At 38.2% G+C, this 23,699-nt stretch carries 20 protein-coding genes; 11 read left to right on the forward strand and 9 right to left on the reverse strand.

The genetic code is table 11. The features are described from left to right. Positions 1–26 precede the first annotated feature (26 nt). Positions 27–1,379 (reverse strand): MFS transporter, encoded by a 1,353-nt coding sequence (locus HMPREF0023_RS06030; protein WP_005090698.1) that lies wholly within the window; start codon positions 1,377–1,379, stop codon positions 27–29. Positions 1,380–1,906: 527 nt separating this feature from the next. Here HMPREF0023_RS06030 and HMPREF0023_RS06035 point away from each other — a divergent pair. The 5 genes from HMPREF0023_RS06035 (at position 1,907) to accC (ending at position 6,522) form a co-directional block, all read left to right on the forward strand. Continuing rightward, positions 1,907–2,497, forward strand: a complete 591-nt coding sequence (locus HMPREF0023_RS06035; protein ID WP_004638917.1) for an ANTAR domain-containing response regulator — start codon at positions 1,907–1,909, stop codon at positions 2,495–2,497. Continuing rightward, positions 2,498–3,532 carry an ABC transporter substrate-binding protein gene (locus tag HMPREF0023_RS06040; protein ID WP_005090699.1) on the forward strand — a complete coding sequence of 345 codons (1,035 nt, stop codon included), beginning with the start codon at positions 2,498–2,500 and terminating at the stop codon, positions 3,530–3,532. 713 nt (positions 3,533–4,245) lie between these two features. Further along, a complete protein-coding gene (aroQ, locus tag HMPREF0023_RS06045) occupies positions 4,246–4,695 on the forward strand; it encodes a type II 3-dehydroquinate dehydratase (RefSeq protein ID WP_004638910.1) in 450 nt (149 codons plus the stop codon). A 25-nt stretch (positions 4,696–4,720) separates the two neighbouring features. Continuing rightward, complete coding sequence (gene accB / locus HMPREF0023_RS06050) at positions 4,721–5,140, forward strand: acetyl-CoA carboxylase biotin carboxyl carrier protein (RefSeq protein WP_004638908.1); 420 nt, start codon at positions 4,721–4,723, stop codon at positions 5,138–5,140. A gap of 17 nt (positions 5,141–5,157) precedes the next feature. Next, a complete protein-coding gene (gene accC, locus HMPREF0023_RS06055) occupies positions 5,158–6,522 on the forward strand; it encodes an acetyl-CoA carboxylase biotin carboxylase subunit (protein ID WP_004638905.1) in 1,365 nt (454 codons plus the stop codon). Positions 6,523–6,567: 45 nt separating this feature from the next. Here accC and HMPREF0023_RS06060 read toward each other — a convergent pair whose 3' ends face one another. Then, positions 6,568–7,044, reverse strand: a complete 477-nt coding sequence (locus HMPREF0023_RS06060; protein ID WP_008941492.1) for a hypothetical protein — start codon at positions 7,042–7,044, stop codon at positions 6,568–6,570. A 197-nt stretch (positions 7,045–7,241) separates the two neighbouring features. Between HMPREF0023_RS06060 and HMPREF0023_RS06065 the strand changes: the two genes are divergently transcribed. Then, complete coding sequence (locus tag HMPREF0023_RS06065; RefSeq protein WP_008941493.1) at positions 7,242–8,732, forward strand: amidase; 1,491 nt, start codon at positions 7,242–7,244, stop codon at positions 8,730–8,732. 2 nt (positions 8,733–8,734) lie between these two features. Here HMPREF0023_RS06065 and HMPREF0023_RS06070 read toward each other — a convergent pair whose 3' ends face one another. Both HMPREF0023_RS06070 and HMPREF0023_RS06075 read right to left on the reverse strand, forming a co-directional pair. Further along, entirely contained in the window at positions 8,735–9,907 is a 1,173-nt protein-coding gene (locus HMPREF0023_RS06070) for an MFS transporter (RefSeq protein WP_190319061.1), read from the reverse strand. Positions 9,908–10,230: 323 nt separating this feature from the next. Beyond that, positions 10,231–10,710, reverse strand: a complete 480-nt coding sequence (locus HMPREF0023_RS06075; protein ID WP_008941495.1) for an SgcJ/EcaC family oxidoreductase — start codon at positions 10,708–10,710, stop codon at positions 10,231–10,233. Positions 10,711–11,051: 341 nt separating this feature from the next. On the opposite strand from HMPREF0023_RS06075, the gene HMPREF0023_RS06080 reads away from it, so the two are divergent. Continuing rightward, positions 11,052–12,722 carry an FMN-binding glutamate synthase family protein gene (locus tag HMPREF0023_RS06080; RefSeq protein ID WP_008941496.1) on the forward strand — a complete coding sequence of 557 codons (1,671 nt, stop codon included), beginning with the start codon at positions 11,052–11,054 and terminating at the stop codon, positions 12,720–12,722. A gap of 28 nt (positions 12,723–12,750) precedes the next feature. Here HMPREF0023_RS06080 and HMPREF0023_RS06085 read toward each other — a convergent pair whose 3' ends face one another. The 4 genes from HMPREF0023_RS06085 to HMPREF0023_RS06100 are packed head-to-tail and all read right to left on the reverse strand — an operon-like array spanning position 12,751 to position 16,467. Then, a complete protein-coding gene (locus tag HMPREF0023_RS06085) occupies positions 12,751–13,779 on the reverse strand; it encodes an alpha/beta hydrolase (protein WP_005090707.1) in 1,029 nt (342 codons plus the stop codon). Further along, positions 13,779–14,900 (reverse strand): YdcF family protein, encoded by a 1,122-nt coding sequence (locus tag HMPREF0023_RS06090; RefSeq protein WP_008941497.1) that lies wholly within the window; start codon positions 14,898–14,900, stop codon positions 13,779–13,781. The genes HMPREF0023_RS06085 and HMPREF0023_RS06090 overlap by 1 nt, the downstream gene beginning before the upstream one ends. Before the next feature lie 14 nt (positions 14,901–14,914). Beyond that, entirely contained in the window at positions 14,915–15,961 is a 1,047-nt protein-coding gene (gene murB, locus HMPREF0023_RS06095; protein ID WP_257787231.1) for a UDP-N-acetylmuramate dehydrogenase, read from the reverse strand. Next, the gene (locus HMPREF0023_RS06100; RefSeq protein WP_004638887.1) at positions 15,961–16,467 is read right to left on the reverse strand and encodes a low molecular weight protein-tyrosine-phosphatase; all 507 of its coding nucleotides are present in this window, start codon (positions 16,465–16,467) and stop codon (positions 15,961–15,963) included. Before HMPREF0023_RS06100 ends, murB begins: the two co-directional genes overlap by 1 nt. Positions 16,468–17,297: 830 nt before the next feature. Between HMPREF0023_RS06100 and HMPREF0023_RS06105 the strand changes: the two genes are divergently transcribed. From HMPREF0023_RS06105 to HMPREF0023_RS06115, 3 genes are all read left to right on the forward strand, one after another. Continuing rightward, on the forward strand, positions 17,298–17,885 hold the full coding sequence (locus HMPREF0023_RS06105) for a cytochrome b (RefSeq protein ID WP_004638885.1): 588 nt from the start codon (positions 17,298–17,300) through the stop codon (positions 17,883–17,885). Positions 17,886–18,455: 570 nt separating this feature from the next. Next, complete coding sequence (locus tag HMPREF0023_RS06110; protein WP_008941498.1) at positions 18,456–19,616, forward strand: iron-containing alcohol dehydrogenase; 1,161 nt, start codon at positions 18,456–18,458, stop codon at positions 19,614–19,616. After that, complete coding sequence (locus HMPREF0023_RS06115; protein WP_008941499.1) at positions 19,613–20,056, forward strand: acyl-CoA thioesterase; 444 nt, start codon at positions 19,613–19,615, stop codon at positions 20,054–20,056. The genes HMPREF0023_RS06110 and HMPREF0023_RS06115 overlap by 4 nt, the downstream gene beginning before the upstream one ends. A 42-nt stretch (positions 20,057–20,098) precedes the next feature. Here the strand turns inward: HMPREF0023_RS06115 and dnaX are convergent, their stop codons facing one another. Continuing rightward, complete coding sequence (dnaX, locus tag HMPREF0023_RS06120) at positions 20,099–22,084, reverse strand: DNA polymerase III subunit gamma/tau (protein ID WP_008941500.1); 1,986 nt, start codon at positions 22,082–22,084, stop codon at positions 20,099–20,101. Positions 22,085–22,276: 192 nt separating this feature from the next. Here dnaX and HMPREF0023_RS06125 point away from each other — a divergent pair, with 192 nt between their 5' ends. Further along, a complete protein-coding gene (locus HMPREF0023_RS06125) occupies positions 22,277–23,440 on the forward strand; it encodes a cupin domain-containing protein (RefSeq protein ID WP_008941501.1) in 1,164 nt (387 codons plus the stop codon). Positions 23,441–23,699 lie beyond the last annotated feature (259 nt).

The following is a 23,699-nucleotide window of genomic DNA, read 5'->3' on the forward strand; positions in this document are numbered from 1 at the left end:
GTGTTTCTCCTAAAATCTGCTTGCAATTAAGCTGCGCTGTTTTGTTCTGCGTGGCGTTCTATAAGTGCTTGTTCAAATAGAAGCTGCTCTTTTTCTTTATGCTCTACTGAGAAGCGAATAAACATTACAGAACCCGCAGCAATAACAACCAAGCCACCTAAGACCATTAAACAAGTCTGGATATCCAACATACCTTTCAATAAGAACCCTGCTGCAACTGCACCAACATTGCCACCAGCACCAATAATGCCTGCAACACCACCTAGTGCCTCACGGTCAATAAATGGAACCAATGCATAAGTCGCTCCACACGCCATGTGGGTAAATAAGGCGAAAATCGTCATACTCAAAATTGCCAGTGTCACACTGTTCATTTGAGAAAAAAGAATCAGGAATAAACCCTCACCTAAAATCAGTAAAAATAGAATCTTTGTACGCCCATCCAAACCACGTTTTAATGCAACTTTGTCTGAAACCATACCGCCTAAAGCACGGGCAAATAGTGCAAGCAAACCAAAGATCCCTGCCGCCAAACCAGCTTCTTTTAAACCAAATTCAAAATGCGTGACGTAATACATCGCGATAATGTTGTGAATAAAAATCTCAATACCAAAACAAGCAGCATAAGAAACAAACAATATCCACACACGATAATTACGTGCTGCCTGCATCAAAATCGCCATTCCACCTTTTTTATCGCTACCAACCGAGACACCGTGCTCACGAAGCTCTTTAAAATTTCCTTGTGGAGAATCTTGTGTAAATTTCCAATACAAGATCCCAACAACGACCATCAACAAACCAGGAACAAGCAGTGCGACTCTCCAGCCCATTGCCTGCTCAGCACCAAACATCACCAATGCTGCAAGCATCAATGGCATCAAGACTTGCGTCGCACCACCACCTGCATTTCCCCAACCTGCGGTTGTCGCATTTGCGGTTCCGACAACATTTGGAGCAAACATAATGCTGGTGTGATATTGCGTAATGACAAAACTCGCACCAATTGCACCAATCAACAATCGAAAGAATAGGAATGATTCATAACTATTAGCTGCTGCAACCCCAAATACAGGAATACTTCCGATCAACAGTAACGCGGTATAAGTAATACGCGGGCCATATTTATCACACAGTGGGCCAACAATAAGTCGTACGACAATCGTGATCGCCACAGCTGCAATATTAATATTGGCAATTTGATCTATAGTTAAATTGAATTCACCAGCAATCACTGGCATCAATGGTGCGCATGCGAACCAAGCAAAGAAACATACGAAGAAAGCAAGCCAACTCATATGGAATGCCCGCATCGCTGGAGCAGAAAAGTTAAATAACTTAATTGATGTGGCTTTTTTAGCCGATAGATCTAAAGACATTGCCATCTCCTATACTGAACGTATACTGCTTTGTTGACACAAACCATTGTGTAAACAAACCGATCAGATCGGACATCGTTGGCCGTCTTACATTTTTGAAAAGTCGTCTTTGACTCAATAAATATTAAGCAAATGCCATGCCATATTTAAAAAACCATGCAGATAATAACTTATTAATTATTGTTTTATATACATTTTATCCAATAAATTAAGCTTTCTATACACGCACTAAATTGTGCTTTTTAACATAAATATACAGATGACCTGTTTTAAAGCACATTTCCACGTGCTTCATAACATGACTTTTTGCGCACCAAAAATGCGCACCACAATTAATTAGACAGATAAAACCAAATAATTATTTCGTTAAATACTTAAGCAGCGATACAATACAGCGCATCAATAGATCGACTTTGGAACTTTTGCACTATATTAAATTTTCTCATGGCATTAATTTTGCTTAAATAATAAAACCCACAGCACTGACTTCATAACGTGCATAAACCGACTGTTTGACTTTTATACTTATGCCGAAACTCAAGATCGTACTCATAGACGATGATCAGGCTCGGGCGGAATACATTAAAACCTGTTTAATAGAACATGATTTTGATGTGGTTGCTTGCTTTACCCTTGATCACTTAAATATATTCAAACTTGAACATCTGCAAGCAGATGTAATCTTACTCGATATGGATCATCCACATCGTGATGTAATCGAAAGCTGTGTCAGTAACTTTGATCTACCAACTGTGTTGTTTACCAAAAACACCGATAAAAACACCATTAAACAAGCGATTGATGCAGGCATAACTGCTTATATTGTTGATGGTATAGAACCGTCTCGCCTACATACCATCTTAGATATTTCAATTGAACAATATAAAAAGCATAAAAAACTTGAAGGCGATCTTAGAGATGCAAAAACCAAACTTGCAGATCGCAAAGATATCGAGAAAGCCAAAGTTTTATTGATGCAATTACATGATTTGAGTGAAGACACTGCCTTTCAGCTGCTCAGAAAAAATGCCATGAGCCATCGCATGACCATTGGTGAGATGGCTCGTCGCCTACTCGATGCGCAACAACTTTTAAATAATCAACTAAAGGATGAATAGATGAGCCATTTAGTAGAATTAGAAAAAGTAGACTTGCAGCTTGGCTACATACCATTACTGGACTGTGTTGCCTTATTATGGGCCAAACAACGTGGCTATTTTGAAGATGTCGGATTAAATATCAGTTTGGTTAAAGAAGCTTCTTGGGCAAGTCTGCGTGATCGCCTTGCTTTTGGGCTGCTCGATGCCGCACATTGCCTATCTGCAATGCTTCCAGCTGCCGCGGTTGGTGCAGATCAAATCGGCATACCATTGCAAACCCCGTTAGTTTTGAGCGAAAACCGTGCATTTATTAGCCTGAGTCAAAAACTTTGCTATGAATTAGATATTCACCAACACGACCCAGTTGAAGTTTCAGCACATAAGCTGGTGCAAAAAATTAAAGGCCATCAAACGCTTTCATTAGCACATGTATTTCAGCACTCCATTCATCATTATTGCTTAAGAGAATGGTTAGCACTCGCCGATGCAGATCTCGCACATTCGATGGATGTCAAAACCTTAGCGCCACCTTATATGGTCGAAGCACTCAACACCCACCTGATTGATGGTTTTTGTGTCGGTGAACCTTGGAATACTCAAGCTGAAGTCTTTGGCTTGAGCCATATTGTTTGTTCGAGTCAGGAAATTATCCCAAATGTAGCTGATAAAGTACTAGCAGTAACCCAAGAATGGGCTCAACAACATCCAAACACTTTGATTGCACTCACTAGTGCAGTGTTGAGAGCACAAAAAGAATTGAAGGAAATAAAAGACTTCTCTCCTGTTTGGCGATTGCTAGTCGAGTTTGACATCATTCAGTTCAATTGCTCACCTGAGGTTCATGTTGAAAAATATTTTAAAATCCAAAATATCATTCGAAACTTTATACAGATCGATGCAAAACCGAAAACTAAAGATTTTGAATGGCTATTTCAACAGATGCAAAAATGGCAAACACCACAACCTACTCAAAGACCCGAACTGGATCTAGCACAAGACTGTCTTTTGTTAGAGACTTATCAAAATGCAATCAGCTTCAACAGCAACATTTAGCCCAAAAAAAAGCTGTCTTTATAGTAAAGACAGCTTTGAAAGACCCAAAAAAGGCTAAGCCAATCAATATAGCCTTTTAAGTCAGATGATCTTAGCGAAACCTAGCATATCTTTTTCGGACATTTTTATGTCATTAACTGCCATCAAAAATATAAAAACACATCACTTTTGCCAATTCCATATTTTCTCAAACCGCTTAGAGAATAAACAATTTCTTATAACATTAAAAATATGCCAAGAATCAAACTAACTTTGAAATCAAAACTTTATTGCAATGCATTTCCTCATGTCATCAACACGAAATTAAAAAACAAATATAAAGATAGAAATCAAAATAAAAACAATAGATTAGTATCTTTCAAAAAAAATAAATCTGAATATTTATAACACTTATCCACTATTTATAGATCATGAAAAACCCATGATCGAAATCAACGCTTTACAGTAATGACTGCTGAGTTACACAAATGCCATGAACCATTTCAGCCGATTCAGTTTAAAATAATTAAACTTTAAAAATATCGAAAAATTTGTCATATTTTAACATTGCCATTTCCTTGCAAAGTTTTCATTATATGCAGCATGCTTGGTATGCAAATTTCTTCATCGATTAAATGAAATTATAAAAAATTGCAGAATTTTGTGCCATAATAAGCAAACTTTGCAGACATCTTGCAAAAAACATTTGCAGTTTTAAAATTGGAGCAGGCTGAATGAGCTCAACCATTTTGGTAATTCACGGACCGAATTTAAACTTACTAGGAAAGCGCGAACCAGAAGTTTATGGTTATCTCACTCTCGATGATATTAACCAACAGCTCACTGCTCAAGCTAAACATGCATCACTGATATTAGATACATTTCAAAGTAACTGGGAAGGTGCGATCGTCGATCGTATCCATCAGGCGCAAAATGAAGGCGTTAAATTCATTATCATTAACCCTGCTGCACTCACCCATACTTCTGTTGCTATACGTGACGCCCTTCTCGGTGTTGCGATCCCATTTATTGAGGTTCATCTGTCAAATGTTCATGCGCGTGAATCATTTCGTCACCACTCATATTTATCAGACAAAGCCATCGGCGTGATTTGTGGCTTAGGTGCACAAGGTTATTCCTTTGCACTCAACTACGCTATCGAAAAAATTCAATCTTCTAATTAATTTAAACCTTCAGGAATGCTCACTCATGGATATCCGTAAAATCAAGAAGCTCATCGACTTGATGATTGAATCTGACTTACAAGCGATTGAAGTTAAGGAAGGTGATCAATCCATCTCATTGACTCGCCCAACACCAGTTTATGCAGCAGCGCCTGTTGCTGCCCCTGCGGCTACTGCAGCAGCTGCGCCAGTTGCAAAAACACCGCGTGGTGCAGTTGAACCATCTCCAATGGTAGGTGTGTTCTATGCAGCGCCTAGTCCTGGTGAGGCACCTTTTGTAAAAGTAGGTCAGACGGTTTCTGCTGGTGAAACACTTGGGATCATCGAAGCAATGAAAATCATGAACCCAATCGAGGCAACTCAAAGCGGCGTTATCGAAGAGATCCTAGTGAAAAATGGTGATGTAATCCAATTTGGTCAGCCATTATTCCGCTACCGCGCTTAATCAGTCTGGGGATTTCTATGTTGCAAAAAGTACTCATTGCAAACCGTGGTGAAATCGCATTACGAATTACTCGGGCTTGCAAAACGCTTGGCATTAAAACTGTTGGTATATATTCCGATGCAGATAAAGATTTAATGCACTTACGCTTCGTAGATGAAGCGGTTTGTATTGGACCGGGCACGACAAGTGAAAGCTATTTAAATATTCCTGCCATTATTACTGCCGCAGAAATCACAGGTGCTGATGCAATTCATCCTGGTTATGGCTTTCTCTCAGAAAACGCTGAGTTTGCTGAAATTGTAGAAAATTCTGGTTTTATTTTCATCGGTCCTCGCCCTGAGCATATCCGCCTCATGGGCAACAAGGTATCGGCGATTATTGCGATGAAAAAGGCAGGCGTACCTACTGTTCCAGGCTGTGACCATGCAGTAACTATCCACAATGCGCTTGCAGAAGCCAAAGAAATTGGTTTCCCGCTGATTGTTAAAGCTGCTGCTGGTGGTGGTGGTCGTGGTATGCGTATCGTTGAGCGTGTTGATACATTACTTGAGTCTGTTCAAGCTGCCCAACGTGATGCTGAAATGTGGTTCGGTGATGACACCGTTTACATGGAACGCTTTTTACAAAAACCTCGCCATGTAGAAGTTCAAGTACTTGGTGATGGAAATGGTCATGCAATTCATTTATATGATCGTGATTGTTCGCTCCAACGTCGTCATCAAAAAGTATTAGAAGAAGCACCTGCGCCAAATCTTCCAGAACAAGCACGTGCTGATATTCTCGAAGCTTGCGTCAATGCATGTAAGCTCATGCAATATCGTGGTGCAGGTACATTCGAGTTCTTATTTGAAGATGGTGAGTTCTTCTTTATCGAGATGAACACACGTGTTCAAGTTGAACATCCTGTGACCGAGATGGTGACTGGAGTCGATATCATCGAACAACAACTTCGTATTGCTGGTGGTTTAGGTCTAAACCTTGAACAACATGAGATCGAAGTGAAAGGTCATGCGATCGAATGCCGTATCAATGCCGAAGATCCAACGACCTTCCTACCATCACCAGGTCAAATCAATAGTTTCTACGCACCAGGTGGTGCAGGTATTCGCTTAGATTCTCATATTTATCAAGGCTACAGCATTCCCCCATACTATGATTCAATGATTGCAAAATTAATTGCTCATGGTAAAGATCGCGAAACATCACTTGCACGTATGCGCCAAGCACTTGATGAAATGATTTTGACAGGTATTAAAACCAATATCCCATTACATAAAGATTTGATCTTGAAGGACAAAAACTTCTGCGAACAAGCAATGGATATTCATTACCTTGAAAAGCATTTGCTAAAACAGCTTGAACCAAAAGCTGAAACTGCTTAAAAAAAACCTCTTATTTACGAATAAGAGGTTTTTTATATCAATATTTTATGGCAAAACACGGCGTAAAGTTGCAAAGCACTTGTCGCCTTTTTCATTGGCACAAAAATCTATCGTATGAGGATTAGCCCATTTGACAAAATATTGAGAAACCTCACCTGTTTGATCAACTTGCTGGCCTGAACAATCAACTTCATTATTATCATATTTGATTTGTAAAATAAGTGCGGGTAAACGCTCTAATTGATTGTCAGAAGGCTGATAGTCATACATTCCATAAGACCACTCTTTACCACTTCTAATTACAACTTCATTTGCACCACGAAAATTGTAGTACTCAACACATTTTTTATTATTTGGTATTTCCATTCCCCAAAGCCCCATAATTTCAGGACGATTTGTGACACGAATGCTATTCGCTGTTGCCATTTGAGGGGTGTTCACAACACTCGTATTTGCTGTCGTTTCAGCTAATATCCATGTTGAGCAAGCACACAAGAATCCAATAATATAAATATTTTTCATAGATTTAATTTAAGTTATCATCTAAACATTCCTTGGCTTTAACTTAGCATATTTTTCAATAAAAACACTGCTTCATAACCATATCAACACAATATTTTTCTGGTGCAATCTATTTATTGATTTTACTTTTTTAAGGTATGCTAAGTTCAATTTGAACAAAATATTACTGTAAAAATTTAGCTTTAGGGATCAAAGCCATGAAATTTTCTGAATACGTCCAATATGATGGTCTTGGTTTAGCTCAGCTTGTAAAAAATAAAGAAATTCAAGCAGTAGAGTTATTAGAACTTGCCCTAGAACGAAGTGCTCAAGTTAATCCCAAACTCAATGCAATTATCATCCCGATGCATGAACAAGCCAAGCAACGCACTAAACAAAATCTATCGGGACCATTTACAGGCGTTCCCTTTTTAGTAAAAGATTTATTTCAAGAATATCAAGGTGTACCCACTTCTTATGGCAGCCATTCATTAAAAAGAATCAATTACACCCCGGATTTTAATGCAGAAATTGTAAACCGTTGGGAAAAAGCAGGAATCATTAGTTTTGGTCGAACCAATACACCAGAGTTCGGAATCAAAGGAATTACGGAACCCGATGCTTGGGGGGCATGCCATAATCCATGGAATTTAAAACATAATAGTGGTGGTTCATCGGGTGGATCTGCTTCAGCAGTGGCAGGTGGTATTGTACCGATCGCAGGTGCTGGAGATGGTGGAGGCTCAATCCGCATTCCCGCATCTTATTGTGGATTGTTTGGGCTTAAACCAAGTCGAGGTCGTACACCATGGGGACCACAATATAGTGAAGCCATGCATGGTGCAGCGATGCAACATGTTTTAAGCAAAACAGTTCGTGACAGTGCTGCTATGCTCGATGCAGTGCAAGGTCCTGAACAAAGCTCACTTTTTACCATTCAGGCGCCCGATCAAAAATATCTGGATATCATCCAGCAATCCCCTAAAAAACTTAAAATCGCATTTAACACCCAATCACCTATTGGCACTAAAGTATCTAAAGATGCTATTCAAGCCATTCAACAGACCGCCAAACTTTTAGAGTCACTTGGACATATTGTGGTGGAAGATCGCCCCAAAATCGATGGACTTGCTTTAGCAAAAGACTTTATTACGACATGGTTTAGCCAATTCTCCTATATGCAAGCACAAATCAAACAAATGACCGGCTCTACAGATCAGGACTTTGAGCTTGACTCCATTGCTTTGGCTGCATTTGGTGCTAAAACAACAGCAACTGAATATATTCACAACCTCAATAACTGGGGACTTTATAGCACTCAAATGAACATTTTCTTTGAAAAATATGACCTTTATTTGACTCCGACTACGGCTTCAGTTGCACCAAAAAATGGTGAGATTGCTACGCCTGCGTGGCAGAAACCCATTCTAAAAGGTTTACTAAAACTCGGAAAAGCACATTATCTTGCACAAGGGAAACTGGTTGAAAAAATGGTACAAGACAATTTAAGCTGGGTGCCATTCACACAACTGGCAAATGTTACAGGTTTACCTGCCATGTCAGTGCCCTTATATTGGAATAAGCATGGTTTACCACTTGGTAGTCAGTTTATCGCTCCGTTTGGGCGGGAAGATCGCTTGTTACAACTTGCAGCGCAATTAGAACAAGCTCAACCATGGATGCCTCAATACAAGAAAATATCGCTTTAATATTATTTTGGGGTTGCCGTCTCAAGCTGATTCGGCAACCAATAAATCAAGATCAAACCGAACAGCACAATAATACCTGCACACAAGAAAATGGTTGCACCCGATAAAAGCGTCCAGTAATGTCCAGCCAACAAACTTCCAGATGCCACTCCCAAACCCCACATCGTGCTATACAAAGCTTGCCCGCGCCCCTGTTGGCCTGCTGAAAAATTTTGGAAAATTACTTTCATCGCAATTAAATGAAACAAACCAAAGCTAAATGCATGTAAACATTGCGCCAATAATTGCCCCATATAGTTCGTTTCAAAGATTCCAACCAAAAACCAACGTACACTTGTCATAATTAGACAAACAGCAACCAATATTCGCCATGAAAACCGACTAAAGAAAAGTTTATGAGCTACAGCAAACATGATGATTTCAGCGATAACTCCTGTCGCCCACAGACTTCCAATCTGTGTAGTGCTATATCCGACCTCATGTAAATAATTACTATAAAAGCTATAAAATGGTGCCTGAGAAAACAACAAAATAAATTCAATGGTAAAAAATGCTGCAATCATTGGCCGCTTTAATACTGGCCACAATGGTTCTAATTTTTTCTGTGAACTCGGTGCATGCTTAGGCTCATGGATTGTAAATGACCATAAGAAAGCAAGAAATGAAATTGCTAGAAGTAAGATCGGCAACATTGATATTGGAATAATTTCAAGTATTGCCCCAATAGCAAATACACCAACAATAAAGCCTACAGAACCCCATTTTCGCACTCGCCCATAAAGCTCTGCTCGTTTCTCTCCCAACCAAAATAATGTTACCCCTTCAAATTGGGCTAAAATTGCATTCTGAAAAAAACTAAAAATCAGCATCAACAACGCAACAGACTGAAAATTATTTGGAATAATAAAAATTAAAAACCAAATACAGGCCTCCATCCACGTTGCAATTCGAACGAGAAGCATACGTCTACCCGATTTATCAGCAATCCAGCCCCAAATCAATGGTGCAAAAAATCGAGTGATAATCGCAATAGAAGACAAAATTCCTATTTCTTGGTAATCAAAGCCCTGATCTTGAAGATATAAATTCCAATAAGGCATAAACGTCCCCACGATCGCGTAGTAAAATAGGTAAAAACCACCTAATCGTGTTTGGATTGTAAGAAGTTGGGACAAGTTATAGACCTTCACATTTTCAATACACTGACTTATCAAATCATTTTGCTAAGCTGAGTCATAAATTGTAACTTAACCGAGCAATCAATAAATCAATTTAGCTAAAATATTTTCAAATAAAACAAATGGATCTAAGGAAAATCATGAGCATGCAGCAAGAAACATAGAATCAAGTAGCGAATATGTATTAAAAATTTGAGATGCATTTTAACATCAAGCATCTTCCTTATATCTCCACACTCTAAAATTAATATTTAAAATTAGAGATAAATATCATTCTATCTCTAATTTATATAAACATCTTTTAATACAATATTATTTTATTAAATCTCTGGCATTAACGAAGAATGATGACTCGTAATTAACCACTGGTTACCATTCCATTGATAGGTATAACTATAACGGGCTTTTACAAACTCTCCTGTTTTTGCAAAAGAAAACGTATAGACCCCTGTATCCAATGCAGTATTACAGCCAATATCGATAAATCGTGTTTCAATCTTTCCCGAAGGTGCATTTTCCATAAAATGCTTAAAATAATCTTCCTTTTCAGCAGGGGTAAATCTCAATTTATTAGATAAAGTTGGAAGTAAAACCGAGTCTTGGGCATAAAGCTTTACAATGCTTTCAGGTTTTCCGCTTTGTAAATCTTGATTCCATTTTTCAAATAATGCGCTAATTTCTTGATCATTTGTGCTTTTACATGCTTTTATTTGGTGTGCAGAATGATCATCAAACTTACTCACACTCACACAACCTGATAAAACACCGCCAAATAACACAGAAACATAAACCAGTTTCAATTTGTACCTCCTTATAGTTAAATAATTATCTTATTCAATTCATAAAATGGAACTTATATTTAGACCATTTAATAAATCCCCCACATTTTAAGTTTAGTTTTAAATTCAGGATTGGCATTAAATCTCTTTTTTGTTATTTATCTGTATCATATTAATTTATAATTAAATAAATTAAGACCACATAATATAAAATTCAATTATAGATATTAATTATTATATACATAGTATATTGAAGTAGATCGTTATTTAGAATCATTATCTCTACTAACAATTCCTCACTTGTACTTCTCTGTCAGTATTGGCAAGGTTACAACTAGTGAAATATCTGGAAATTGAAACACATGGCTAGTCCAGCACAAGCTATACGACACAAACTACTTAATACTTTTTTTTCAAGACATTCGATTTGGTTCTTATGTATTTTTACTGCTTTAACGATTACATGGTTTAAGATTACCCACACCCCGCATACCATTTATTATTTTATATCGGATACTCTACTTAACGGCTTATGGTTAGTAACAGGCATTCTCAGCTTAATTGGTCTGCACGACTTATTACAAAAGAAACATGCCATTTTAAGAAACTATCCAATCCTTGGACACTTCCGTTTTATATTTGAGGATGTTCGCCCTGAAATCCGACAATATTTTATTGAAGGCGATCAAGATGCGCTGCCATTTTCACGTATGCAACGAAGCCTCGTATATCAACGGGCTAAAAATGAAAACGCAGATAAACCCTTCGGTTCCATCATTGATGTTTATGAACCCAACTATCGCTTTATCGTTCATTCAATTACACCATGTCCACCTGCTGATCCCAAAACTTTCCGTGTACATATTGGAAACGCACAATGTAGCCAGCCATATAGTGCTTCTATCATGAATATCTCCGCAATGAGTTTTGGTAGCTTGAGTGCAAATGCAATTCGTGCGTTAAACCAAGGCGCTCGATTAGGCAATTTTTATCATGATACAGGCGAAGGAAGTTTGAGTCCTTATCATCTAGAAAATGGTGGTGATATTGTATGGCAAATCGCCAGTGGCTATTTTGGCTGCCGCACACCTGACGGTTTATTTGATCCAGAAAAATTTGCTCAACAGGCTAAAAACCCACAAATCAAAATGATCGAAGTTAAACTTTCTCAAGGCGCGAAACCTGGTCACGGCGGTATACTGCCAAAACATAAAATCACCGAAGAAATTGCACGCATTCGTGGCATTTCGAGAGAACATGATTGTGTTTCCCCCTCTAAGCATCCAAGTTTTAATACACCCATTGAAATGATGCATTTTATTCAGCAACTTCGAGAACTTTCTGGTGGAAAGCCAGTTGGATTTAAATTATGTATTGGCCAACCTTGGCAATTCATGAGTATCGTAAAAGCAATGCTAGAAACCAAGATTGTTCCTGATTTTGTGGTAGTGGATGGCTCCGAAGGTGGTACTGGTGCAGCCCCGATAGAATTTAGTGATTATATAGGTACACCTCTACGAGAAGGCTTACGTTTCGTACACAACACACTTGTAGGTGCTGGTCTGCGTAGCCAAGTCAAAATTGGCGCGAGTGGAAAAATTATTAGTGCTTTTGATATTGCCAGCACTTTTGCACTCGGGGCCGATTGGGTGAATTCTGCACGCGGTTTTATGTTTGCTGTAGGATGTATTCAAGCTCAAAGCTGTCACACCAACCAATGTCCTGTTGGAGTTGCCACACAAGATCCTGACCGTCAAAAGGCAATTCATGTACCAAGCAAAGCAGAGCGCGTATTTAGTTTCCATAAAAATACATTGCACGCCCTTTCTGAAATGATTGCCGCAGCAGGCTTACAACACCCTTCCGACATCAAAGCACATCATTTAGCTCAACGTATGAATGATCGTGAAATCAAAAACTACGCACAGATCCATTTCTTCCTCAAAGAGAAAGAACTGTTACAAGATGAGCTACATGATGATGAGAATTTTTATTATCGCATGTGGAAAATGGCCGATGCCAAAAGCTTTTAATTCTTAAATTGTTTGATAGAAATCACCACTAATAATAGTGGTGATTTGGTTTTGCATGTAGGAATGCTGGAATTAATCCTGTTAATGCCGCACGAATATCAGCACGCTCATTAATTAATTGATGCGAGCCTTCCTCTAACATTAATAATGTCTGTAACCTAAATTTACGGCGAATATATTCAATGTTGTATCGCCAATCCACGGTCTGATCAAGTGCACCTTGGGCTAACCATACTGGGATACGACAAGCCGGACGTTGCTCCATTTCTAGCATCCACTTTGACATCGCCAGAATCCAATCCATACCCATCATACGAGGTTGTAATGGATCTTTCAGTCGAATAAAACGCAAAAACTCGGGATTGTGATTATTACGGCGGAAATGTCGTGGTACTTGACTTTTAATACGACGAATGATGCCTAATCCAACTGAATTGTGCCACCATGCAGTTTTTGCAGGTCGGATCAAAGGTGACAATAACAATACCCGATCTACGATTGGATCTTCTCGACGTTCAGCAAATTCCAATAAATGATGCATCCAGATCGCACCACCCGTACTTTGTCCAATGCCTAACCAAGGTCTAGGTAATTGTTTTGCATCACGTACCGCATCATAAACTGCATGAAGTACTTGTTGGTAATGATCAAAGTTCTGGATGCTGGCAGCAGAGCCATCACTTAAACCATGTCCTGGCAAATCATAGGTCAACACACTAAAACCTTGATCAAGAATCTCTTTGATAATAGGTTGATAAATACCGCTATGCTCTAAATAACCATGTAATAAACACACTGTACCTTGCACATGATCTCTTAAAGGCTGAAATACTTGCACATGTAGGCGAAACAAAGGCATTTCAACATAGCCTTGCCAATGCTCACATTCTAATGAGTCCAATCCATACAATTTACGATAAGCCAAAAGTGCCTTTGGTGGTTCAATCGTTTTATTCAGATCCAATACTTCAAGTAGCTGAGGTGTTGTCTCACGATTAGGTACAGGTAGATCCAGTTGCTTTAAAATTGTCGGATTTAGAAAAGGAATATTTGACATTATGGTATCTCCCGACAATCACTTGAACCAAACAACACATCGCGGATCGTGGCAAGTAACTCATAATTTGCACGACGACTATGGTCATAATTCTTTTCACTTGGACGCCAACTTGTTAATTTAGTTGGCATCGGCGCAACAACAGGAACCGTCTCGATTCCATTTAATGCAAATAAACGTCGAGTTCGCGGCATATGATACTCATCTGTAATGAAAATAACCTTAGGAGCACCACCTTTCTTTTGCAGCAGTAAAGAACTAAAACGTGTGTTTTCACATGTGTTCATACTTCTATTTTCTAATAGTTTGGCTTTAATGCCACGTTCTTCTAACCAAGCTTGCATATAAGGCGCTTCCACACCACTCAAAACAATAGGCAAGTTATATTGCTTTTCAACTTCCAACGTACGTTCTAAACGAAGTCTTGTATAATTATTCACAACAATATCTTTGCCATTTGCGCCAAGTGTTAAGCCCCCACCCAGAACAACAATTGCATAAGGTTGATTTGTATCTTTTAAATCACCATGATCATCTTGTTTATTTTTTTTAGACTCAAGTAAATCCTTACTCAGTAATAACTCGGATTCTTCATCTATAGGTAATGGTATAGGATAAGTATCGAGAAAATTAAGATATGCATCCATCAAAGCCTGATTCTCGGTAGTTGTATGTTGCAAAAAGTCCGCTGGGCTACTTGCTGCAAGCATATGTTCTTGCTCGGAAGCTTGTTCTGGCAAACTTGTTTTTTTGTTTGGATCTTCTGGTGCTTTCTCTTGTTCTTCAACAATCAGCTGTTGTAGCACCTTATAGCGTGCTTGAAGAACTCTAAGATCCTCAGCATCTCGTTGTTTATCCTTATTATCCAACAACTTAAAATATGCTTGCCGCGCGATCCATAAATTTGAACCAGGTTCTAGGCTCTCATGTTCACTCAAAGCCGCCGATTTTTGGCTTTCAGCAGCGACTTCATTTACATTGAACGAGACAAAATGATTTAAACCTTTGACCATTACTTGAGAATAAAAAGGTGAATATAAAAAAAGCACAAAGCAGCCCAATAGCACGAAAAGTATCGTAATGATTCGCACTAAACTGACCATCCAATGCACTTTCTTCATATATCTCCTCAACTCTAATGTGATTGAATTAGACCTTGATCACTGTACAACACAGGTTCAGGTTCAAGCTGAATACCAAATTTCAGTTTTACATCATGCTGTACCGCTTTGTATGTACGCTGAACATCAACTAAGGTGGCATTTGAGTAATTCACCAAGACTAACGCCTGTTTATGGAACATACCCACTGGACCAAGCTGTTTTCCTTTCCAGCCTGCTTGGTCAATCAACCAACCAGCTGCAACTTTAACACTGCCGTTGCCTTGAGGATAATGTGGAATGTTTGGGAATTGTTGAGTAATTTTGTCAAATTCAATTTCGGTTAAGATAGGATTCTTAAAAAAACTACCGACATTTGGATATTCTTTTGGATCTGGTAACTTGCTTTGGCGTATCTGAATCACTTGATTCTGCAAATTTTCAGCAGTTAAGTCATCAGCTACTGCCTGTTTTAGATCACCATAACTCAACTTTAGATTTTCATGCTTTAACAATCTAAAGGTAACACTCACAATGATATAACGCTGCGGATGATCTTTAAAAATACTGTGGCGATAAGAAAAATGGCAGTCACGAGCAGCAATGGTGTCAAATTGCTTCAGTTGGCGATCATAGACTTGCACGGATTCGATAAACTCACCCACCTCCACACCATAAGCACCTATATTTTGCACTGGTGAAGCACCTACCAAACCTGGAATTAACGCAAGGTTTTGTAGACCAAACCAGTTTTGCTTGGTGCAATATAATACGAAATCATGCCAAACCTGACCCGCGCCAACTTTTACCGCAATAGTTTGATCATCTTCACTCAGCACGTTGATACCCTGAATATTGAGATGGATCACCAAAGCATGAATATGTTGTGGCAAAAGCAAATTGCTACCACCAGACAAAATGAGAACATTCAAGTTTTCTTGTTTAGCAAATGCCAAAGCATCAACGATTTCACTGGATTGATTAAGCTGAACATAGTGAGAAGCGACTACATCAAGATTTAAGGTATTTAAATGTTGAAGTTGAACCTGTTGTTTTACTTGCATATGACATTTAACCTTAATTACGCAACGCTCATTTGTTCTTTTAGAATATTTACCCAAGCTTGACTACTTGATTCACACTGATCAAGTACACGCTCAAAACCATCAGCTCCACCATAGTAGGGATCTGGAACAGCCTGCTGGGAATATCGAGGATCATGTTCACTCATTAAAGCAATTTTGGCACGAATTTTATGCGCACCGAACTCAGTGATAGCTTCAGACATGAGCGATTGAATATCATGGTAATTTTCATGATCCATGGCAAGAATCAAGTCAAACTCAATAAAATCTGTCAAGATCATTTGTCTCGCCCTCAATGCAGAAAGATCATAGCCTCGTTGACTTGCATGTTGCTGACTACGGCGATCTGGAGCTTTATTCGGGTGATAATTGCTGGTACCTGCCGAATCGACGATTACATTCAGGCCATGCGCATCACAATGATGTCTAAAAACAACTTCTGCTGTTGGTGAGCGGCAAATATTTCCTAAACAGACACACAACACCTTATAGGGCGTTTTCATTTAAAAAAACACTCCAACAACTTGTATTTTGAATAGATAGTTATATGACATGCAAAATTCCTGCAAAATAAACGCAAAACTATTAAATGTCATTATGCATGAGTTGACCATTCTGACATCAGGTATTTTGTCAAAACTTGCATTGATTTGAAAGGAAATAATGTTTATTAGTAATGATTATTCTTCTTAGATGTTTACTTTTTGGAAATAAATGAAGTGTGCAAACTACGGGTGCATAGCTTGGAGCCGCGCTCAACAATTACATTTATTTGACTAACTTTTGAATATCAAGCTGACATCTTAACTGTCTTGATAGTCTAATTCTAATTGCAACTGATCAGCTTGTAGAGTACGGATGAGCTCGCTTGGGTTTGATTCCAAACAGATATAGAGGCTTGAACTTCAACCACTAACCACTAACCACTAACCACTAACCACTAACCACTAACCCAATTTTAGATAAATATACAATAAAAAATAATAAATGTTTTAATATTACCTTAATAATTAATTTCGTATAGTTTCATACGAACCAAAATTATCCAATGTAAGCATATGAATAATATAAATAGTTGCTCATATATCTATCCTATCTATCTCATTAGCAGTCTTGTTCTTAGACCTAATTCTTATCAGAACCAGAAGGAGGATTTATTTATGAATGCGAAATATCGAATGCGCTATGAATATATTTCCATTCCCTCAAAACAACCACTAAAAAATTAACTTATATCAGTCATTTATTTGGTGATTTGGAGTTTATTAAAACTCTAAACATAAATAATTCCTTTTCAGCCAGCTTAAGTTATTTAGCCTTAGGAGAATCACTCATGCCGTTACATAATACATCCACAGACTATGGAACCATTGCTAAATGGTTTCACTGGGGAACAGCACTGTTATTTCTAGCAGCATATTGCTCTGTTTATTACAGACATTGGTTTACAGAAAGAGGGACACCTGAAAACTTTACTGCACTACAGTTACATCTATCGGTAGGCATCAGTATTGGTGTGATCATCATACTCAGGATTATATGGCGTCTTAAAAATCAACAACCTAAACTAGAGCCCGCAAGTAAACTATCCCATTTAGCGGCCCACGCAGGTCACTTTGCCTTGTATTCCATTATGATCATTACACCGCTTACTGGATATCTAGGTACAGGCGTAGATACAGAGTACTTCTTCCTTTTTAATATTCCAAAATTTGAAGATACCTATATCTTCCAAAACTGGATACATAATGGCTTAGGAATAAGTTTTGAAGCATTTGAAAAACCTATTGATTTTATTCACAAGGAAATTTTGGGCAAATGGCTAGTTTGGATATTAATTGCAGGTCATGCAGGTGCCGCCTTATACCATCATTACGTTAAAAAAGACCGGACATTGATTAAAATGACAAGTAGTAAATAGTTTACAAAGACTTTGTTACACAAACCTATTTCTAAAGGCTTATTCAACAATATAATTCTTATATGAATAAGCCTATGTCTACAACATATCGTATACCAATTGGCCTTATTACAATAAGATACTGATAAATATTAAAAATATCGTTTTTAACCCTAGAACGCAACAATGAGTACACTCAAAGGCAAACCAAGCTATATCATATTAAATTATCGGGCGATATATTATCCGCAAAGGATTTTTCACGTATGGTTTGTTTAAGCACAGCTCAGCTTTGGTATATTTCTGCAACAAAATCCTTTACACACATCTAACCGTCTAACACACTAATTGGGCGTTTTAGATAGCATAATTTCTTCAGAGTTACACACTCAAAACAGCATCTAATATTAATTTATTTGTGTTCTGAAACTTATAGCAATCTCAAATTAAAATTTTGCATTTGTAGAGTTTTATTAACAATTTAACGATGTTTTTAGACTATGTCGGATACGTATAGAGAAATACTGACATTCCTAAATACACGTGGCAGAATGAAAACAATTAGATTTTCCAAGCAGAAAGGACACAAGTATGAACTCATTTCAATTTCAGACCGTTTCCAACATTATTTCAGGCTTGGGCTCTATCAATGAACTTGGCAGTATTCTGCAATCACAGAATTATCATAAAGCACTCTTAGTTACTGATCAGGGAATGATTCAGCATCAGCTTCACCTACCCATCTTAAAAATTTTAGATCAAATTGGCTTGGACTATATTATTTATTCAGATATACAAGCCGACCCTCCAGAACACCTTATATTAGAAGCAGTTGAGTTCGCCAAACAGGAGCAGATTGATGTTGTGATCGGTTTTGGAGGTGGCAGCTCCATGGATGTCGCTAAATTAATTGCACTACTTGCACACCCGCAGCAGCAGCAACATCTCACTGAGATTTATGGCGTAAATCAGGCAAAAGCACCTCGTTTGGCTTTAATCCTTGTTCCAACTACAGCCGGCACAGGCTCAGAAGTTACCCCTATTTCAATTGTCACTACGGGAGCAACGACCAAAATGGGCGTTGTCTCTCCTATTCTTTATGCAGATGTGGCAATTTTAGATGCAACATTTACCCAAGCGTTACCAGCACATATCACTGCCGCAACAGGAATAGATGCAATGGTACATGCGATAGAAGCCTACACATCACAGCTTAAAAAGAACTTTTATGCAGATATGTTAGCTAAAAATGCATTATTGTTACTCAACAATAATTTAGCCAAAGTACTTAAGAATGGATCAGATCTAGAGGCACGTCAAAATATGCTGGTAGGTTCAATGCTGGCTGGTCAAGCATTTGCTAATGCACCCGTAGGTGCAGTGCATGCCTTAGCCTATCCATTGGGTGGACATTTTCATCTTTCACACGGCCATACTAATGCACTGGTTCTTGTTGAAGTTCTAAAATTCAACGCGCCAAAAGCGAAACAATATTATGCTGAATTAATGCAACTATTAGATCCTCGAAGCACAGGCTGTATCGATGGCCTATGCGATTTGTTCATTGATCATATGCAAAATCATTTAGACCACAGTGGTTTGACGCTAAAACTAAAAGATTTGAATATTGCAGAATCACAATTAGCACAACTTGCAAAAGATGCGATGTTACAAACTCGATTATTGCAAAATAATCCTAGAGAGATGACAGAACAAGACGCTTTACAAATTTATCAGGCGATTTATGCATGAGTAAACCAACTTTAAGAACACGTGAACAATTTAAATTCTTTTTTAACATTCCAACACGTTGGGCCGATAACGATATTTATGGTCATGTGAATAATGTGACCTATTATAGTTACTTTGATACTGCCGCAAACTCACTCCTAATTCAGAAAACAGGGTTTGACATTCACAACAGCGAAATTATTGGATTAGTCGTTGACTCAGCATGCAGCTTCCTCCAAGAATTGTCTTTTCCAGAAATCATTGAAGTTGGTGTTGCCATTGGAAAAATTGGTAACTCTTCCTTACGTTATGAGTTAGCAATTTTTAAACAGCATCAAATACAAGCTGCTGCTCAAGGGCATTTTGTTCATGTATTTGTCGATCGAAAAAATCGTAAAAGTACAGCAATTCCTCAAAATATGCGTGAGGTACTTAATCAATATCTACTGATAGAAAAATAACAACCAAGGCAAAGTGAAAAAACTTTGCCTTGGTTAAGTAGACTAAGGTTTCAATTGGATATTTTGCAACTCAGCATCAAATGTATCCACTAAACTTTTAATCGTTGGCTCTTGATGCAACAACTCTACTGCACGATTAAATGCTTTTTCCTTACGTGAGTTTTGCAGAATTAAAGGTGTATTGGAGCTCACATCACCATACTCTACACTGAACTGGGTCTTCGGCCATTGTGCTTTCAATGCTTCCTCTAAACCATGTTGCAATTGAGACAACATTCCCTCGTATTGCTGTGGAATATGGAAAATAGAAGCACCATTAATTTGCCCATGCATCACGCCATGCTGTGCGAGCTCTTGTACTGCTGGTGACAATTGACTGGTTCTAAACCAATATTCCCATTTTGCTAAATCCCACTCTCCTTCTAACACCTGCATAGGCAGTTTGAGAATGTCTTGAGGCATCAAATCTGTTGGTGTCACCTCATCCTGTTGCGTCATAAATACATCTGGCTTTTCGCTATCATCGCCAGTCTCTTTTATAACTGCCTCAGGAATAGCCACATCGACAGGTTGAGTATCATCCACCACTAAATCGAAATGATCATCCTGTGCCCGCTCAACGATTTGCTCGCTCAACTGAACTTGGGTATTTGACTCAACTGAAAAAACTAAAACATCTTCTGACTTAGTAATATCTAACTGAAAATGTTGCTGATCAACTGATGTATCCAATCCGATAAGCTGACCATCCTCAGCATCAAACACCATTAGATCAGAATTTTTCGGTTCAGGTTCAGGTTCAGGTTCAGGTTCAGGTTCAACATTAACTACTTTAGCATCTACTACTGCAAGCTGCTGTTCAACACCTGAACTTTGGGTGAATTGCAGCGATGATGTTTCAATGATTACAGTTGACTGATCACTGACGGTGACTTCACCTATGCTCAATGGTCTAAATGCAAGCATCCGCAAAACACACATTTCAAAACCTTGTTCTTGTGTGACCGCCAGCTGCAAATCTGCACGACCTTTACATGCGATTTGATAATAAAGTTGTAAATCTTGTGCTGAAACTAAACGAGCAAGATGTAAGATTTTCTGATTAATTTCTTCACTATATTTTAGAGCAAGATCAGGCAAATACTGCAACATGGCCAATTCATGCAATGTTGAAACCAACTGATCGAGAACCAATGAAACATCTAATGCTTGTTGTCTAAATTGCATCAGCAATTGACTCACTTGTGCCTGCTGATTTTGATGAATAGCTAAAATCAAATCATAAATAATCGTACGATCAATCAAGCCCAACATATCTTTGACATCTTGATGATGCACTGCACCTTGGCCATAGGCAATTGCTTGGTCAGTTAAAGATAATGCATCACGCAAAGAACCTTGTGCAGACTCCGCAATTTGCCAAATCGCATCTTGATCCGCATCAATATGCTCTTTAGCCAAGATCGCTGTTAAATGTTCAGTAATTTCATCTACAGCCAGAGGGCGCAACGTAAATTGCAAACAACGTGAAACCACAGTAATTGGAAGCTTTTGCGGATCAGTCGTTGCAAATAGAAATTTTACATGCTCAGGAGGTTCTTCCAATGTTTTAAGTAAAGCATTAAAAGAATGCGTAGAAAGCATATGCACTTCATCGATCAAGTAAACTTTGAATCTACCTTGTGTCGGTGCATACGGAACATTATCAAGCAGTTCACGGGTATCTTCGACTTTAGTCCGTGATGCTGCATCAATTTCGATCAAATCAATAAAACGACCTTCATTCACCGCTTTACAAGTAGCGCATACTTCACATGGTGTTGAAGTTACACCAGTTTCACAATTCAAACACTTGGCTAAGATACGTGCAATCGTGGTTTTACCAACCCCACGCGTTCCTGTAAATAAGTAAGCATGGTGTAAACGTCCACGCTCCAAAGCGCTGGTTAACGCACGAGAAACATGATTTTGTCCCACTAACTCATTGAAATTACGAGGACGGTATTTTCTTGCCAGTACTTGATACATGTATGCTCCCTTTTTGCATCCTAAGCATACTGTTTTTTTGAAAGACTGTGAACGAATACGCTGCTAATTGATCAAGATTAAATACATTCCATCATTTTTATTTCCACAACGATTGCATCGCGACAATGCTTGCACCAATCCTCAACTGCATAGACAATACACTTCAAATTTATACGTTTCGGTTTTCTCCTTATGTCTCAACAATCTTTGACGGTTTTAGGCGGTATTACTGCAGAACAATTTCTTGCTGAATATTGGCAAAAGAAACCTTTACTTGTACGCAATGCAATGCCTGAGATCATTGGTCTATTAGAACCAGCCGATGTTCAAGAACTCGCTTTAGAAGAAGATGTTACAGCTCGCTTAATCCGTCAAAAAAATAAAAATCCAAATGAATGGCATGTAAAATCATCACCACTAACCAAAGGTGACTTCCAAAAACTACCGAATCTTTGGACGCTCTTGGTACAAGCAGTAGACCACTACTCTTTTGATATCGCAGAATTATGGAAAAAATTTCCTTTTATTCCACAGTGGCGACGTGATGACATTATGGTGTCTTATGCACCTAAAGGAGGATCTGTCGGCAAACATTTTGACTTTTATGATGTTTTCTTAGTACAAGGTTATGGTCATCGCCGTTGGCAGTTGGGCCAAAAATGTGATGAAACAACTGCGCTTATTCCTGATCAGCCACTAAAACTTCTCACGGACATGCATGTTGAATTTGACGAAGTGCTTGCACCTGGCGATTTACTTTACGTTCCACCTGGACTTGCACATTATGGTGTTGCAGAAGATGACTGTTTAACATTTTCTTTTGGCTTCCGTATGCCAAACCTTTCAGAAATGATCGATCAGGTCAGTGATAAGTTTGCTGAAAATGAAATACTTAAAAAACCACTCATCGACATTGTACGTCAACACACTGCTCCAATCGGTAAGATCAACAGTACTGAACTTGCCTATTTAAAAGCGCAATTGTTAGATTACCTTACTCAAGCCCCTGAATTTGAGGCGGCAATCATGTCTTATATGAGTGAATCAAATTACCCGAATAGCATTCCTGAACCTGAAGAAATTACAACAGAAGATTTACTGGAGGTCATTGGGACTGGTTATCAGTTAATTTTAGAACCAGCATCAAGACTGCTCTACAGAGAACTAGGAGACAGTTTAGATTTCTGGGCAAATAGTGAAAATGTATGTGTGTCCAAAAATTTTGAAAATGAATTAAAGAAAATCGCGGATGGTGAAAGCTTAGAGTTTAATGAGCAATTCAATCAACATGAAGTTTTAGAAGATATAGCTCAATTGCTCAATAGTGCAATCGTGATGCTTTTGCCCCCAAACTAACTTTTTAGCAACGACTTTCGAGTATATTTATGGAAGTATATGAAACACATCAACTATGTCGTTTTATTACAGGTCATTAACTATACTCGAAAGTTGTAATCCAATTATTGGTATAAAAATTACATATTAATATTTGAATAACAATAAAAAATTTATAAACTGTTTATTAATAATATTAAACATACATTAAAGCTAATTATTTTTTGATTACAACGGAGCCAATCATGCTTAAAAAAACCTTAGTTTGTTCATTTATTGC

It is taken from the genome of Acinetobacter sp. ATCC 27244 (assembly GCF_000156555.1).
GTDB lineage: Bacteria > Pseudomonadota > Gammaproteobacteria > Pseudomonadales > Moraxellaceae > Acinetobacter > Acinetobacter haemolyticus.